General features: G+C 47.2%; 11 protein-coding genes. 9 read left to right on the forward strand and 2 right to left on the reverse strand.

The window, feature by feature from the left end; genetic code table 11:
• Nucleotides 1–10: 10 nt before the first annotated feature.
• The 7 genes from ABIE27_RS03635 (at nucleotide 11) to glsA (ending at nucleotide 9,599) form a co-directional block, all read left to right on the forward strand.
• Nucleotides 11–1,606 carry a sugar hydrolase gene (locus ABIE27_RS03635; RefSeq protein ID WP_429349914.1) on the forward strand — a complete coding sequence of 532 codons (1,596 nt, stop codon included), beginning with the start codon at nucleotides 11–13 and terminating at the stop codon, nucleotides 1,604–1,606.
• 575 nt (nucleotides 1,607–2,181) lie between these two features.
• Complete coding sequence (locus ABIE27_RS03640; protein WP_123062830.1) at nucleotides 2,182–3,834, forward strand: sensor histidine kinase; 1,653 nt, start codon at nucleotides 2,182–2,184, stop codon at nucleotides 3,832–3,834.
• Between the two features lie 55 nt (nucleotides 3,835–3,889).
• Nucleotides 3,890–4,801, forward strand: a complete 912-nt coding sequence (locus ABIE27_RS03645; protein ID WP_123062829.1) for a LytR/AlgR family response regulator transcription factor — start codon at nucleotides 3,890–3,892, stop codon at nucleotides 4,799–4,801.
• 153 nt (nucleotides 4,802–4,954) lie between these two features.
• Entirely contained in the window at nucleotides 4,955–6,259 is a 1,305-nt protein-coding gene (locus tag ABIE27_RS03650) for an L-lactate MFS transporter (protein WP_429349915.1), read from the forward strand.
• A 277-nt stretch (nucleotides 6,260–6,536) separates the two neighbouring features.
• Nucleotides 6,537–7,019, forward strand: coding sequence for a GNAT family N-acetyltransferase (locus ABIE27_RS03655; protein ID WP_123062342.1), 483 nt, complete (start codon nucleotides 6,537–6,539; stop codon nucleotides 7,017–7,019).
• A 190-nt stretch (nucleotides 7,020–7,209) separates the two neighbouring features.
• Nucleotides 7,210–8,388, forward strand: coding sequence for an LOG family protein (locus ABIE27_RS03660; protein ID WP_123062341.1), 1,179 nt, complete (start codon nucleotides 7,210–7,212; stop codon nucleotides 8,386–8,388).
• A gap of 269 nt (nucleotides 8,389–8,657) precedes the next feature.
• Nucleotides 8,658–9,599, forward strand: coding sequence for a glutaminase A (gene glsA / locus ABIE27_RS03665; protein ID WP_123062340.1), 942 nt, complete (start codon nucleotides 8,658–8,660; stop codon nucleotides 9,597–9,599).
• Nucleotides 9,600–9,884: 285 nt separating this feature from the next.
• On the opposite strand, the gene ABIE27_RS03670 is transcribed toward glsA, so the two are convergent.
• The gene (locus ABIE27_RS03670) at nucleotides 9,885–10,238 is read right to left on the reverse strand and encodes a YolD-like family protein (RefSeq protein WP_123062339.1); all 354 of its coding nucleotides are present in this window, start codon (nucleotides 10,236–10,238) and stop codon (nucleotides 9,885–9,887) included.
• Entirely contained in the window at nucleotides 10,235–11,479 is a 1,245-nt protein-coding gene (locus tag ABIE27_RS03675; RefSeq protein WP_123062338.1) for a DNA polymerase IV, read from the reverse strand. Before ABIE27_RS03675 ends, ABIE27_RS03670 begins: the two co-directional genes overlap by 4 nt.
• Before the next feature lie 588 nt (nucleotides 11,480–12,067).
• Between ABIE27_RS03675 and ABIE27_RS03680 the strand changes: the two genes are divergently transcribed.
• The gene (locus tag ABIE27_RS03680) at nucleotides 12,068–12,307 is read left to right on the forward strand and encodes a hypothetical protein (RefSeq protein ID WP_429349916.1); all 240 of its coding nucleotides are present in this window, start codon (nucleotides 12,068–12,070) and stop codon (nucleotides 12,305–12,307) included.
• A gap of 41 nt (nucleotides 12,308–12,348) precedes the next feature.
• On the forward strand, nucleotides 12,349–14,574 hold the full coding sequence (locus ABIE27_RS03685; RefSeq protein WP_429349917.1) for a hypothetical protein: 2,226 nt from the start codon (nucleotides 12,349–12,351) through the stop codon (nucleotides 14,572–14,574).
• Nucleotides 14,575–14,590: the final 16 nt, after the last annotated feature.

The following is a 14,590-nucleotide window of genomic DNA, read 5'->3' on the forward strand; positions in this document are numbered from 1 at the left end:
AGAACCTGGCATGAGTGAAAAGATTATAAGTGAACGCAGGATGGGTGAACATATCATAAACGCATCATGGATGGATCAAGCGCAACAATGGATTCCAAAGCTCCACGAGCAAACGGTATATCCGGAGCAGATCGTTCGTTCCATGTCAGATTCACAGGCATTTCAAGGTTGGCGGATGGAGACGATAGGCCCGGCTTCGGTTTTGTCTGAGCAAACGCTGCGCAAGGGAGACGAGATAACACTGGATTTTGGCCAGCATCTCGTTGGCTATGTAACGTTGTCACTACTGAATGTCCGAAGCAATGCAGATGCACCTTTGAGATTAAAATTAACATTTGGCGAGATGCCATGTGAGGTTGCGGAAGACTTTTCCACATATGAGGGTTGGCTTAGTCGTTCATGGTTGCAGGATGAGGTGTTTAATGTGGATGTGTTGCCGGGCACAGTTACGTTGAACCGTCGATATGCCTTTCGTTATCTGAAGATTGAAGTACTGGAAACATCGATTCGGTATGATATTCAAATCAAGGATATCTATTGTACAACGGTGACTTCCGCATCGATGGATGCTGTATCACCATTACCGGAAAATATCGATGAGGAACTGGCCCAGCTTGATCTAGTATCCATTCGTACTCTTCGGGATTGTATGCAAACGGTATTTGAGGATGGACCGAAGCGGGATCGAAGGTTGTGGATTGGCGATCTGCGTTTGCAAGCCTTGGTCAATTATGAGACATTTGGCTGTAATGATCTGGTGAAGCGCTGTTTATATCTATTTGCCGGAGCCAGGCTGGAAGGTGGGCAGGTAGGTGCGTGTCTGTACGAAAAACCGGAGCCTTATGTAGATGATATCTACTTGTATGACTATGCCCTATTTTTCATCACTACATTATGGGACTATTACGAGGCAACGAAGGATCGAGAGACACTGGAGGTGTTGTGGCCTGTTGCCAAAGAGCAGATCGACATTGCCTTGAAAAGGCTGGATGAACGCGGCATTGTGCAGGATGATGACACATGGTATTGCTTCCTCGATTGGCATGAGCAGTTGAACAAACAGGCAGGTGCGCAGGCGATACTGATCTATGGCATGAAAAGAGGGCAATGGATTGCCCGAGAACTGGGTCTGTCCGTGGAGGAGAAGCAAATTGAGCTGCAGGTTCAGCAGGCGGAGCAGGCTACCCTTCAATATTTATGGGATGAGGAACAAGGTTTCTTCATTAGTGGTAAGGAGCGTCAGGTTTCGTGGGCATCGCAGGTCTGGATGATTCTGGCTGAAGTGATAGATGCAGACGCGGCGTGGCCATTGTTGCAACGACTGATGAAGCATAACGAAGCAATTCAAATGAACACGCCTTATATGATGCATCATTATGTGGAGTCGCTGCTACAGTGTGGACAAAAAGAAGAGGCTTTGGCGCAGATTCGCACATACTGGGGCGGCATGGTAAAGGATGGAGCAGATACGTTCTGGGAGCTATATAATCCCGACGACAAGACATATTCTCCGTATGGCAGTAATCTAATCAATAGTTATTGCCATGCCTGGAGTTGTACACCAAGTTATTTTATAAGACGAATTTTCACTTCAATTGTTAGCTGATCCAAATGCAGTAGAACGAGGTCAACCGGATTTTCGGTTGACCTCTTTGGCCTTACTGGATACGGGTGCACGCTCCGGGGCCATAGTTGCAAACCACATTGCGATGAATGTGGCGATGATTATTCCATTATGAGGAAGCTCTGCGAGTATGTAATCTTGTACGGCTAGTACCAGAATTGAAATACATAAAACGACCTGAAGTACTCGTCCTGTGGACCGTTCAGCATTGCTGGATCGTCTGAAGACCCATTTTAAGATATAGAATATAAGACTAAATAGCAGAAGCGAACCAAAGAGTAGAATGGCAAGCATGTATGAGCACCTTTCTGTAGAGAAGTTTGCTGGTAGAAGTTTCATTATGAAGGCGAATATTAGTTTCCTGATTATACCACATTCTTTTTCTTTTTTTGATATTCACAGGATATCCTTTGCTTTCCTCCAAGGGGGAGGGTAAACTGTTGCATACGAGTAGTACAGGTACAATGTCGCAGTGCGGGATGCATGAGGGTGATCTGGCGCTGTTATTGCTATTTTTTCAGATAGATGTGGAGGAAGATGGGTTGGAAATGTTTACGATGTTACTGGGGCTGTTTGAGCGGGCGGCGCTGTTGATTATATTTTTGTTTTTTCTATCGCGGGTGCCGCGGTTCAGGCAGATTTTGCAAAAGGGCAAGTTAAGATGGCAGGAGTATGCTGCGGTAACTTTGTTATTCTGTGCGTTTGCCATCTTTGGTACATATACAGGCATCAACGTTGAAGGCTCGCTTGTTAATGTACGGATCATCGCGATTCTATCGGGTGGAATCTTGTTTGGAGCACCGGTGGGCATTATTACAGGACTTGTGTCCGGGGTGCACCGTTATCTGATCGATATGGATGGCATAACCGCGATTCCGTGCCTGATCACAAGTATTCTTGCAGGGGTGGTGTCAGGTTACATTCACAAATACACCCCGAAATCGAAACACTGGATCATCGGTATTGGGGCGGGCATGATCATTGAAGCGCTCACGATGCTGTTAATCTTGCTGTATTCTTATCCTGACCCGCTTGGAGCAGATATTGTTTCAAAGATTGCACTGCCGATGATTCTGGGTGAGGTGAACATTGGGCTAATCGTGCTATTGGTGCAAAGTGTGGAAGGGGAAAAGGAGTTAATTGCAGGTCGTCAGGCCAAACTGGCTTTGGAGATTGCGAATAAAACATTGCCGTATTTCCGCTCGATTGATGAGGATTCCCTGCGCAAAATATGCAAAATCATTCAAGAGGATATCCAAGCGGACGCGGTAGCGATCACCGATACACGGAATGTTTTGGCTTATGTTGGTTTTGGTGAGGAACGGTATCACATTGGCAATGAAATTATTAGTGAAATGACTAAGAAGACGATCTCCAGCGGGGAAATTATGATTAGTAACGATGTAACGGATGAGAAAACCCCGGATATCCACTCGCTGCTGATCATTCCCTTGAAAGAACGAAGCGATGTGACGGGCGCACTTAAAATTTATTATCGGAAAGCCTACAAAATAACGTATCCGCTGCAAACGATGGCTGTGGGACTTTCTCAGATTATCTCCACGCAGATGGAGGTTTCACGTGTAGAGGAGATTAAGGCAGCGGCGAACAAGGCTGAACTGCGCGCTTTGCAAACAACGATTCATCCTCATTTTTTGTTCAATGCGCTGAACGCTATCGCTTCGTCCATACGCACCAAGCCGGATCGTGCGCGCGAATTGATTGTTAACCTTTCAGGTTACATGCGTTACAACTTGGAGCTGTCGGATGAGTTAATTGATATTCATAAAGAGCTGGAGCAAGTCCGTAATTATGTGGAGATTGAAAAAGCGCGCTTTGGCAGCAGACTCACGGTGATCTATGAGATTGATGAAGTGGCGGTGCATATTCCAAGCCTGGTCATTCAGCCGCTCGTGGAAAACGCGATTATACACGGCATCCTGAAGGTTAAAGGCCCGGGAACCGTGAGAATTCGGGTACAGGATCATCTGGATTTTGTGCGAATCAGCGTTAGTGATACCGGGGCAGGCATCAGCGCGGATATTATTGAAAAAGTCTACCATGATCGCATGCCGGGCAATCAGATCGGGCTATATAACGTTCATCGGCGTGTGAAGTTGATTTACGGACAAGGCCTGACGATTAGAAGGCTAGAGCAAGGAACAGATATTTTATTTGATGTACCCAAAGGAGATGTCATACCAAGGTGATGAAGCGATGAGAGCGTTAGATGAAGGCATGTTGAACGGCTTAGACAAAAGAAGGATTAGAGCATTAATTGTAGAAGATGAAATTCCGGCAAGCGAGGAACTGAGTTATCTGATTCAGGAGCATAGCCGGATCGAGGTCGTAGATTGTTTGGAAGATGGCTTGGATGTGCTTAAGTTTTTGCAGGAGCAGGAAGTGGATGTTCTATTTCTCGATATTAACATTCCTTCGCTGGACGGTATGATGCTGGCACATCATATTGGCAAGTTTGCTCGAAAACCTTACATCGTATTTACGACAGCGTATAAGGAGCATGCGGCTGAGGCTTTTGAACTGGAAGCATTTGATTATATTTTGAAACCCTACGATGAGAAACGGATCGCAGCCATGCTGCACAAGCTGGAGCTGACCTTCAAGCGGGATCAGGAGCAAACGGAGAACATGGACAACCGAATGCAGATGGAGAATCAGGCATATCGACGTGCCGAGGGACATCTATCAGCCAATGATCATGGGGCTCAGCGAGGATATGACACAAGAGAAGATCAGGTTCGCTCTGGCACACGGCAGGCACAGCAAGGGCTGGAGCAACGAGCGGTATCTTCTAGTTCTCCAACCCACACTACGGATAATCTGACAGGAACACGGATCAACTTGCTGCGTAACGACAACATCATTGTTACCGATTCGGCAGATATCTATTATGCGGAGGCTCAGGAGAAGGTCACCAAGGTATATACCAAAAATGGAGAGTTCACCATGCCGGTGAGCATTTCCGATTTTCACAGCCGCTTGCCGCAAGATGCCTTCTTCCGGTGCCATCGTTCCTATCTCGTGAACCTTGCCCAAATTCGTGAGATTGTGCCTTGGTTTAATAATACGTATCTGCTTCGTTTGCGTGATCTGGAAGCCGAAGTGCCCGTCAGTCGTGGCAAAGTCAAAGAATTCAGGCAACTCATGCGCATATAACGGCATTTCATTCCGCTTCTGATGCAACTCATGCTCAAAACGGCTCTATGAATCCCCTTTCATGTATGATGGTCTTGTGAACGCATTCAAGTATGTTTGAATGGTACAGAGAATGTTCAACATGTCACAGACATCGGCAAAGGGGAGATTACGATGAAAGCAGCTATTTCATCCGCTTCATCAGCATCTAATTCAACAACGACATCATCTTTATCCATGAATCGCTGGCTTATTGTATTGGGTACGATTATTGTACAAATGGGGCTCGGCACCATTTACACTTGGAGTTTATTTAATCAACCATTGTCTGACCGTTTCGGATGGGACGTCAGCTCGGTCGCGATAACTTTTTCGATTACGAGTTTTGCTTTGGCATTTGCTACGTTGTTTGCAGGTCGCTTGCAGGAGCGCTGGGGTCTTCGGCGTTTAATCCGTGTAGCCGGGATTGTGCTGGGGCTTGGACTCATTCTGAGTTCTCAGGTGAGCTCGTTAACGCTGCTGTACCTATTGGCTGGGTTTGTGGTCGGTTTTGCGGACGGCACAGCGTATATCACTTCTCTATCCAATCTGATCAAATGGTTCCCTGAACGTAAAGGTCTGATTTCGGGTATTTCGGTAGGTGCTTTTGGTACCGGCAGTCTATTGTTCAAATATGTGAACTCCGTCCTGATTAGTGCGGTTGGCCCAGCCCAAGCCTTTATGTATTGGGGGATGATCGTTCTTGTGCTGGTTGTTGCCGGATCATTCCTAATCCGTGAAGCGGTGGTTCGTGAACAGTCTTCGGCGAGTGTCAAAGAGGGAGCGAAACCGGCAGAAGTTCGTTATGAATATACAGTTAAAGAAATGCTTCGTACTAAAGAGGCGTATATGCTTTTCGGTATTTTCTTCACAGCATGTATGAGCGGTCTGTATCTGATCGGCATTGTCAAAGACATTGGCGTACAGCTCGCAGGTCTTAACGTGACAACGGCTGCAAATGCGGTTGCGATGGTCGCTATTTTTAACACGGCAGGTCGTATTATTCTAGGTGCGTTGTCGGATAAAGTAGGGCGGATGAAGGTCATCGCCGGAGCGCTGCTTGTTACAGCCGTGGCTGTCATGACGCTCAGTCTGGTGCCGCTAAACTTTGGGATTTTCTTCGCTTGTGTGGCAGCGATTGCTTTCTGCTTTGGTGGTAACATTACCGTGTTCCCAGCGATTGTGGCCGATTACTTTGGTTTGAAAAATCAAAGCAAAAACTACGGCGTGATCTACCAAGGGTTCGGATTTGGTGCTCTGGCCGGATCATTCATCAGCGCGTTGCTGGGTGGTTTCCATCTTACCTTTATCGTCATTGCGGTACTCTGTGCAGTATCACTGCTGATGGCACTGATCATCACACCTCCAGGTACAAGCCTGCGGGCACGTGATTCCCATAAAAAACAGATGCAGTTCAACCCGTCTTCGCGGGCAAGTTAAGTTATCGTTATCCCGTCATATCAGATGAATGACAAGCGGTCTCGGATGAGGCCGTTTTTACCTTTTTCGAAAGCTTCACAAATCCCCCAAGCCTCGCTGCCGAGTGTAGTACATACCGTAACCATGCTAACGTGAATCCCGATATGTGCATTGATACCTTTGCTTCTGTTATACTCAAGGTGAATCAAAGGAAAACTGTACTCGATGACGCGATATAAAATGATATACGGATGCGACACGATGACATTGAAATGATCTATCCCAAGGAGGCATACTCATGAACTTTGTAAAATACACAGAACCGGACTTTGAACATTATTATGCACTCGTTTCCAATGAGGACGTCATGAAGCAGATTACCGAGCGTGCGATCCCCGAGGCGGAAGCGAGAACACAGTTCGATGCCATGCTGGATTACAATCTTCGTTCGATATGCGGGCACTACCTTGTGACCACGCAGGATGATGCAGGTGTGGCCTACGCCAAATTGATTCTGGATGAAGATAATCCAAGCCGGGCAGAGATGGGGTATATGATTCTGCCGGAGCATTGGGGCAAAGGTCAGGGTACAGCTATCGCGTCCCGCTTGATTATTCAGGCTCAAGCCGCAGGCATTGAGGTTCTATATGCCGTTATTGATCCTTCCAATGCGGCATCCCGTCAGATTTTGCTGAGACAAAACTTTGAATCGACGTGGACGGGAGATTACGACGGTTTGCCTGGGGAGATATTGGAGCTGAATCTGCGTCCCAACAGATAAAGACGTTAGATACACATGAAAGTACATGGTCAAACATGTGCTTGAAAATGATTTAACGGCTATTCTTAACCTTTACAGAGATAAAGTATATAGTTTCATTTAAATGCTGGAGCCGCTTATAAAGCGGCTTTTTTCTGTGCAATCTATATAAGATAGAGCGGTCCTAAATAACCTTTATAAGGAGAGCACAATGATCAAATCATTGGAATTCATTACACATCCTCCGTTTAACCCCATTCATGACAAGCTTTATACTCCGTTTGAGTTGCTTAAGGGTTTTAATGCGGATGATGCACGGAGTCTATTAGTCACGCCAGATTTCCGGTGTTTTACATATTTTCATCAACAAGGGGGTACAACCGTCTCAGATCCTTATGCTGCGATGATGGAGGCTGTACATGATACATCCGTTGTACGCGAAATGAACGGATTTCTGGCAACGGAGTTACAGGCAGGCCGTCGTCCTGTTGCAATTATGGGAGGACATCGGGAGAAACGTGGAAGCGAAACATATCGTAAAGTAGCACGAATTGCCCAGAAGCTATCAGAATCTGGTTTTATTGTCGTTAGCGGCGGTGGACCTGGTTGTATGGAAGCAACACATCTTGGTGCTCTTCACGCTGGACGGTCTGCAGAGTGCCTTGAATCTGCAATCAATCGTTTGGAAGAGGAACCGTTCGTTGAATTCCCGCAAAACATGAGCGATATTATCGGTAAAGATGGGCAGAGCTTTAATGAAGAATTGTTAAGTAAGCTCCATAAATGGATGCTTCCCGCATGGGAAATAGCAAATGAACTCAAGGATCAACTCAGCCCACTCAATTGCAGTTTGGCACTGCCGACCTGGCATTATGGCCACGAGCCGTTTACTCCGTTTGCTACCCACGTTGCGAAATACTTCCTCAACAGCATACGGGAAGATGTGCTTCTTACACTGGCTTCATGCGGTATCATTTTTTCGGAGGGGCGGGGAGGCACAATCCAGGAAGTATTCCAGGACGCTGCTCAAGTCTATTACCGTGAGAATGACGCGTATAATAAGGCTCCAATTACTTCAATGCTGTTTCTTGACAGCCAGTTCTGGACAAATTCAGAAACCCCGGATGGAAGGCTGCACATGCCGGTGATGGGTTTGCTTTATCAACTTTTTGTCGGTACGAAAAATATGACAGAAGAGGAATTCAAACGTTATATTCGCGTTGTCGATGATGCTGATGAAGCTGTAAACATCATTATTGAAAATGCACAATCCGCGAGTCAGGTCGTGCACAAACTGGCCAGAATTGGCATTAACAATATTGATTCGGAGCTTATGGCTGAAAGAGCAGAAGATTTTGTTAACCAGCGAGGAAATAAGACTGAAATATGATTTGGGAAAAGAGTATCCAAAAAAATCTGGGGATAACAGCGATTGTAAGGTTATTCTGTCATCGGAGTAGACTGTGTGAAATTTCTAGTCCAACTTACTCTAGCGACTTTTTTTTCGGTAGAAATTCGTGTAACTTCACGTGCCACAGGGTAATGCATAGGATAGAATAAGGAGTATAAAGTATTTTACATGAGTACAGCGTTGTGTAGTATTGCAAGCTGGTATCTCGTGCAAGATGCTTCCAAAGATAAACGTGGAGGAGACGATATATGAGTGATTCAACGATGGAACGACTGAATGCCCTGTTGCCCGAGTGGCTGGAGACCAGCCGACTGCATACGGGACAGGGGAAAGTAGCTTCCTATATTCCGGAGCTGGTCAAAGCATCGCAGGATGATCTGGGTATACATATTATGGACGCGGAGGGAAACCATGTGTCCGCCGGGGATTGCGGTGTTCCTTTTACGATGCAAAGTATCTCCAAAGTGTTCACCCTCATTCTGGCCCTGATGGATCACGGGGAAGAAGCGGTCTTCTTTAACGTAGGAAAAGAACCAACTGGTGATGATTACGACTCCATGATCAAGCTGGAACTGGTTGAACCAGGTATTCCGTTTAATCCTCTTATTAATGCGGGTGCGATTACCGTATCCTCTCTTGTAGGTGGGGACTGTAAGGAAGAGAAGTCCCGCCGTATTCTCGAATTTTTCCGCAAGTTGTCTCAAAATGAACGACTGGGTTATAACGAGGACGTTTTTCGTTCCGAATCGGAAAGTGGCCATCTGAACCGCTCTCTCGCCTATTTTCTCAAACATAACGGTGTGATCAAAGATGATGTAGAAGATGTGCTGGCTGTTTATTTCCGTCATTGTTCTATTGAAGTCACCTGTGCTGACCTAGCTCGCATGGCGCTTGTTCTCGCTCATGATGGGACCGATCCAATTACTGGCGAAGAACTCATTCCCCGTCGTTATGTGCAGATTGCCAAGACCTTTATGACTACCTGCGGGATGTACAATGCTTCTGGTGAATTTGCCATCGAGGTCGGTTTGCCCGCCAAAAGTGGTGTTTCCGGTGGAATACTGACGCTGGTTCCGGGACAGTTCGGCATCGGTGTAGTTGGCCCGGCACTTAATCGTAAAGGCAACAGCTTGGCTGGTGTACATTTGCTTGAGCGTCTGTCCAAGGAGTTTGACTGGAGTTTCTTCTAAGTTCAACTTATATAAATGCTAGTGTTTTATTATTGTGCAAATCGGGCTTGAAAAGCCAACATCATATTTATCCTTGCATGCAGTGGATGACTCGGATTCCGGGCATTTTGCTTCTTTCGAACGAGGCAGGATGCATGGACATCGGTTTTATCGACTGCTTTTTTAATGATATTAAAATATTGTAGGGATACAGTCCTGCACAACGTGAAGCTGCTACATCTATCAAGGAGTTCTCACCATGTCCATATGTGAAGAAATGCTCATTTTGCTATACGACTCACATTTCTATTCATCCATCCATTCACCTGCTGGAGTCACGCCTGTAATGAGATTCATCTGAAGATCCCGATTCCCGTCATCGGTTCGCAGTCTGAGTGTACGGGCAGGGAGATCCAATCTGAGCACACGTCCGGTATAAGAAACGTCATCATGCTCGTGGAACAGCGTAATCGTAATGCGGTCGCCAAGTACCATGGAGTTGCTCAGCAAACGGGACATTTCATCTGCGGCCTGGGCATCCAGGGAGGGACGAGTGCGAGGGGAGAGCTGTTCCTGATGAAGAATATAGGCCTCCCGATGTTCGGGAAGCATCATGCGTGAGGATTCAAAAAGTCCGTTTTGCTGCAATTTTTTACTCATTTATAGTGACCTCCAATTTTATGAGAACGATCCTGCGCCTGAGCGGACGAGCAAAGGGACGATGCACGCATAATGGCGGTATCTCCGAACTTGCGCTTGATATCATCCGTGGCTCGCTCCAGTTCTCTCTTGCGTTCGCGGTCGTCAAACCAGGACAGTTGTACTTCTGAATCGGGTACAAGTCCGCTCAGCGACACATGGATGCGCCTTATGGGTAATCCGTCCCAATGGCGCAGGAACAGAGCTGCCGCCGCATCATATACTTCATCTGTGATATTGGTCGGTTCATTCACCTTCATCTGACGGGAGAAACCGGTTGGCCGGTCGTAATCCTGTCCTCGACACCCGACCGAAACGACATGCCCCATGAGTGATTTGTCCCGGGAACGTCGGCTGACTAGTTCTGCAAGCTCCAGCAACACAACCTTAATCTCTTCCCAAGTCTCGTAATCCCGTGGTAGCGTCATCTGATGTCCGATGCCCTGTTGCTGGTGCGTGTAGGTTCCGGGTTTTACCGGAGAATCATCTATGCCACGGGCGATACGCCATAACACTTCACCATTTATACCCCAGCGCTCCTTGAGCCGGGATAGCGGTGTATTCGCCAAATCCCCAATCGTATGAACGCCCATTTTGTAGAGATGCTGTGCCATGCGTGAACCAACCATGAACATATCGCGTACAGGTTTTTCCCAGATCGTGGAGGGCATATCCTTACGTGGCAGGGTGTAAATGCCTCCGGGAACCTTTTTGGCATACAGGTCACAAGCCATTTTGCTGACGACCTTGGTATCGCTAATGCCGATCCGGATGTAAACGCCTGTTTCTTCCATCACTTTGGATTGAATGCTGCGTGCAATCGTTTCGGGACTGCCGAACAGATCGAGGCTTCCCGTGACATCGAGAAATTGCTCGTCGATGCTGTAGGGCTCCACCAGATCGGTATAGGACTGAAGAATACGTGTAATATGAAGGGATACGCGGATGTATTCGGCCATTCTTGGGCGAATAACGACAACATCTGGACATTTGGCAAGCGCCTCTCCCAGTCGTTCTGCAGTTGTAATACCATAGGACTTGGCGAGAGGACACGCTGCCAGAATGATACCCGAGCGCCTCGCCGGATCACCAGCTACAACGAGAGGGCGATCCTTGTACTCGGGATGTGCAGACTTCTCCACACTGGCATAGAATGACTGGCAGTCTGCCAGCATGATGACGCGTCTGTCTTGGCGGGGCATGATGTTTCCTCTCCTTATCTGCAATTCTTGATGTTGCTCCTGTCGTCTAATCCGTGCAGAGAGCTGTTTATTTACAGTTTATTTACAGTATGGAACAAGTGTTCTTGTTTTATAAGCATAAAGGACAATTCAAAATGCGGCAACCGGAATTATTTTGCAAATTGGACACAATTATACGCTGGGCAGACTAGAGGCTTGAAATAGGAAATAAGATGTGGCTTTTTACATTTAATGTGAGAGATCTGTGACCTCCGGGTGATGACCGGTAGTTCATTTTGATTTTTGTAAAAGGGTCGTTAATGGACAGAGTCCTAGATAGGGGGACTGATGTCCTTTTTTCATTTTCAGCACTTTTCAGAAAACCTTGATAGGACGCGGATTGTCAGTGATGCGTTATCGGACTATAGTATCAATTTTGTAATCTTTATGGTTAATACTGTAAAAAACGCGCAACTTTAAAATGTTACTCGCGTTTAATGGGGTATATGTTTTTCGGGGGAAGAGTGCCTGCATCCGCGTTGCACATAACAATATTACGTGAAGATGTGCAGGATAAGCAGTGCATTCATCTGTGCTTTTCGGCAGATCATGAACGTAAAAAGACCGCAAACGGAATCGTTGCCTTGGTGTGCTGGCGGATGGCGCAACTGGCTGAGTATGGGCAGAACGTTCCATATCATGTTTGCTTCCATCAGCCTAGTTACAATGCAGAGGCTTAGCGCTATAGTGAGAACTACACCGCTGACATCTCTACCAAGCGGACATCCGAAGCGGAATGATCGTATGTTTCCTGTATGGGTTTGTGCAGTGCATGAACCTGATCTATAGGGAAGCAGGATGCATACTAGAGAGGTGAGCAATCAGAAGTCATGAGCAGACAACGACGAAGACGCTGGTTACTGACAGCTTTGACAGGCGCTTTGGTGGTGACTGGCGGAATATTTGCCGGATGGCATTACATGCAGCCAAAGCTTGTTACGTATACAGCGGAGAACGGCACAGAAATGAAATTTAAGACCGATGGAGAGCGGTTCATGCAATACGGGCCAGATGGAACATGGAAGGAAATGTTCGTCAAAGGGGTGAACCTGGGGGCAACTTCGCCGGGACATTATCCCGGAGAGTTTCCGCTCACGGAGGAGGATTACCTGCGCTGGTTTGAGCAGATTCAGGATTTGGGCGCGAATGTGATTCGGGTCTATACCGTCCACCAGCCCATTTTTTACTCCGCACTGGTCGATTATAATCGTGGCCGGGAGCAACCGTTATATTTTATACAAGGCATATGGTCACCTGAGGAAGAATTGATTGAGAAGCAGGATGCCTATGCCGATCATATTGAACAGAGGTTCAAGCAGGAGATTGAAAAAGCGGTATCCGCCGTATATGGCGATGCAGACATTCCTGCCAAGAATGGGGAGTCCAGCGGCAAGTACAGAACCAATGCCGGGAAATACTTGATGGCTTGGCATGTAGGTACCGAGTGGGATCCGGGGATGGTGGATAACACCAACAAGGTGCATGCGGACGTGCCGCAGTACAAAGGCGTTCACTTTTCCGGGAGTGCAGAAGCATCACCGTTTGAAAATTGGTTAGCAGAGCTGCTGGACTACACGGCGGTTCAGGAGAAAAAGTATGGATGGGAACATCCAATGACGTTTACCAACTGGGTCACAACCGATGTGCTGGATCATCCAGGCGAGCCGCTCTATGAAGAGGATCTGGTTAGTGTGGATGCACGGCATATTAAGCCGGAAGCATGGGATGGAGGTTATTTTGCTGCCTACCACGTGTACCCGTATTACCCGGATCTGTTCCACATTGATAAGACACTGCAAACCATCAAGGATGAAAAGGGCGAGTACAACACGTACAAAAGCTATCTGCAAAAGCTAAAAGCCGAGTTTTCCGATATGCCTGTAATGATTACAGAGTATGGTGTGCCGTCCTCGCTTGGTATTTCTCATCTGGGCATGGGCGGTCGAAATCAAGGCGGGCATAACGAGGTACAGCAGGGGGACATCGATGCTTCGCTTACGCAGGATATCTATGATGAAGGCTACGCAGGAGCAATTCTGTTTATGTGGCAGGATGAGTGGTTTAAAAAGACCTGGAACACGATGCCGCTGGAAATTCCGGCCGATCGCCGAGCCTACTGGCTAAACGTGTTAACCAACGAAAAGATGTTTGGTTTGCTAGCCATGGATCCAGGGAAACAGGAACAGCTGACGATTGATGGCAAGCTGGATGATTGGGACAAGCTGCAGGATGAAGAAGTCACGGTCTGGCAGGGACAAGTGAATGGTATTCAGGAGATGAAGATGACCCATGATGAAGCTTATCTGTATGTAGGACTGACGCTGGATCAGCCATTTGACCCGGAAAAGACTGTACTTCGCTTTGGAACAGATACCCTTGCCGGAGGCAGTCAACCAAGCAGCATGTTGCCAGGAAAAACGCTAAGTGATGGACTGGAAACGGTCATCACATTGGGTAAGGATAACGAGTCCCAGGTACGGATTGCCAAGGATTATGATTTTAACCAGCGTCTGTACGGCAAGGACGGATATAACATGATTCCAGAGGAGCAACTCAAGTCGACCGATCCGTTCCATCCGTGGGAACTGGCTGTCAGTCTGAAGATGACCCCGCCGGATACCCGCTCAGCGCATCCATTCATGGCTGAGAACGTGGGAACGTTAAAGCGAGGCACGACAGCTCCAGGACAGGCAGACAGCGATTCGTTAACAGCTTGGCAGTATAACGGCAATCAGGTGGAGATGCGAATTCCGTGGATGTTGCTTGGTTTCGGCGATCCGAGCTCCTTGCAGGCGATCGAATACGGACCACTGAAAAACGGCAGGAAGTTTTCTACAACTACCGTTGAAGGTATCACGCTGGTTCCGTGGTTGACGGATCGTTCCACGAAACAGATATCCTGGCCTGGAGGCGAGCAATCCACGCTGGATTTGAAAACTTTACCCGTCTACCGCTGGAAACCTTGGGAGCAGGTCGAATATAGCGAAAGACTAAAGTTAAGTTATGAGAAAATGCGGCAGAGTTACGAAAAAATGCCTAGTTTTCAGATTGAATAAATAAGATTTAGCAAGG

This window comes from Paenibacillus sp. 4624 (genome assembly GCF_050435065.1).
In the GTDB taxonomy this organism is placed as follows: domain Bacteria; phylum Bacillota; class Bacilli; order Paenibacillales; family Paenibacillaceae; genus Paenibacillus; species Paenibacillus amylolyticus_D.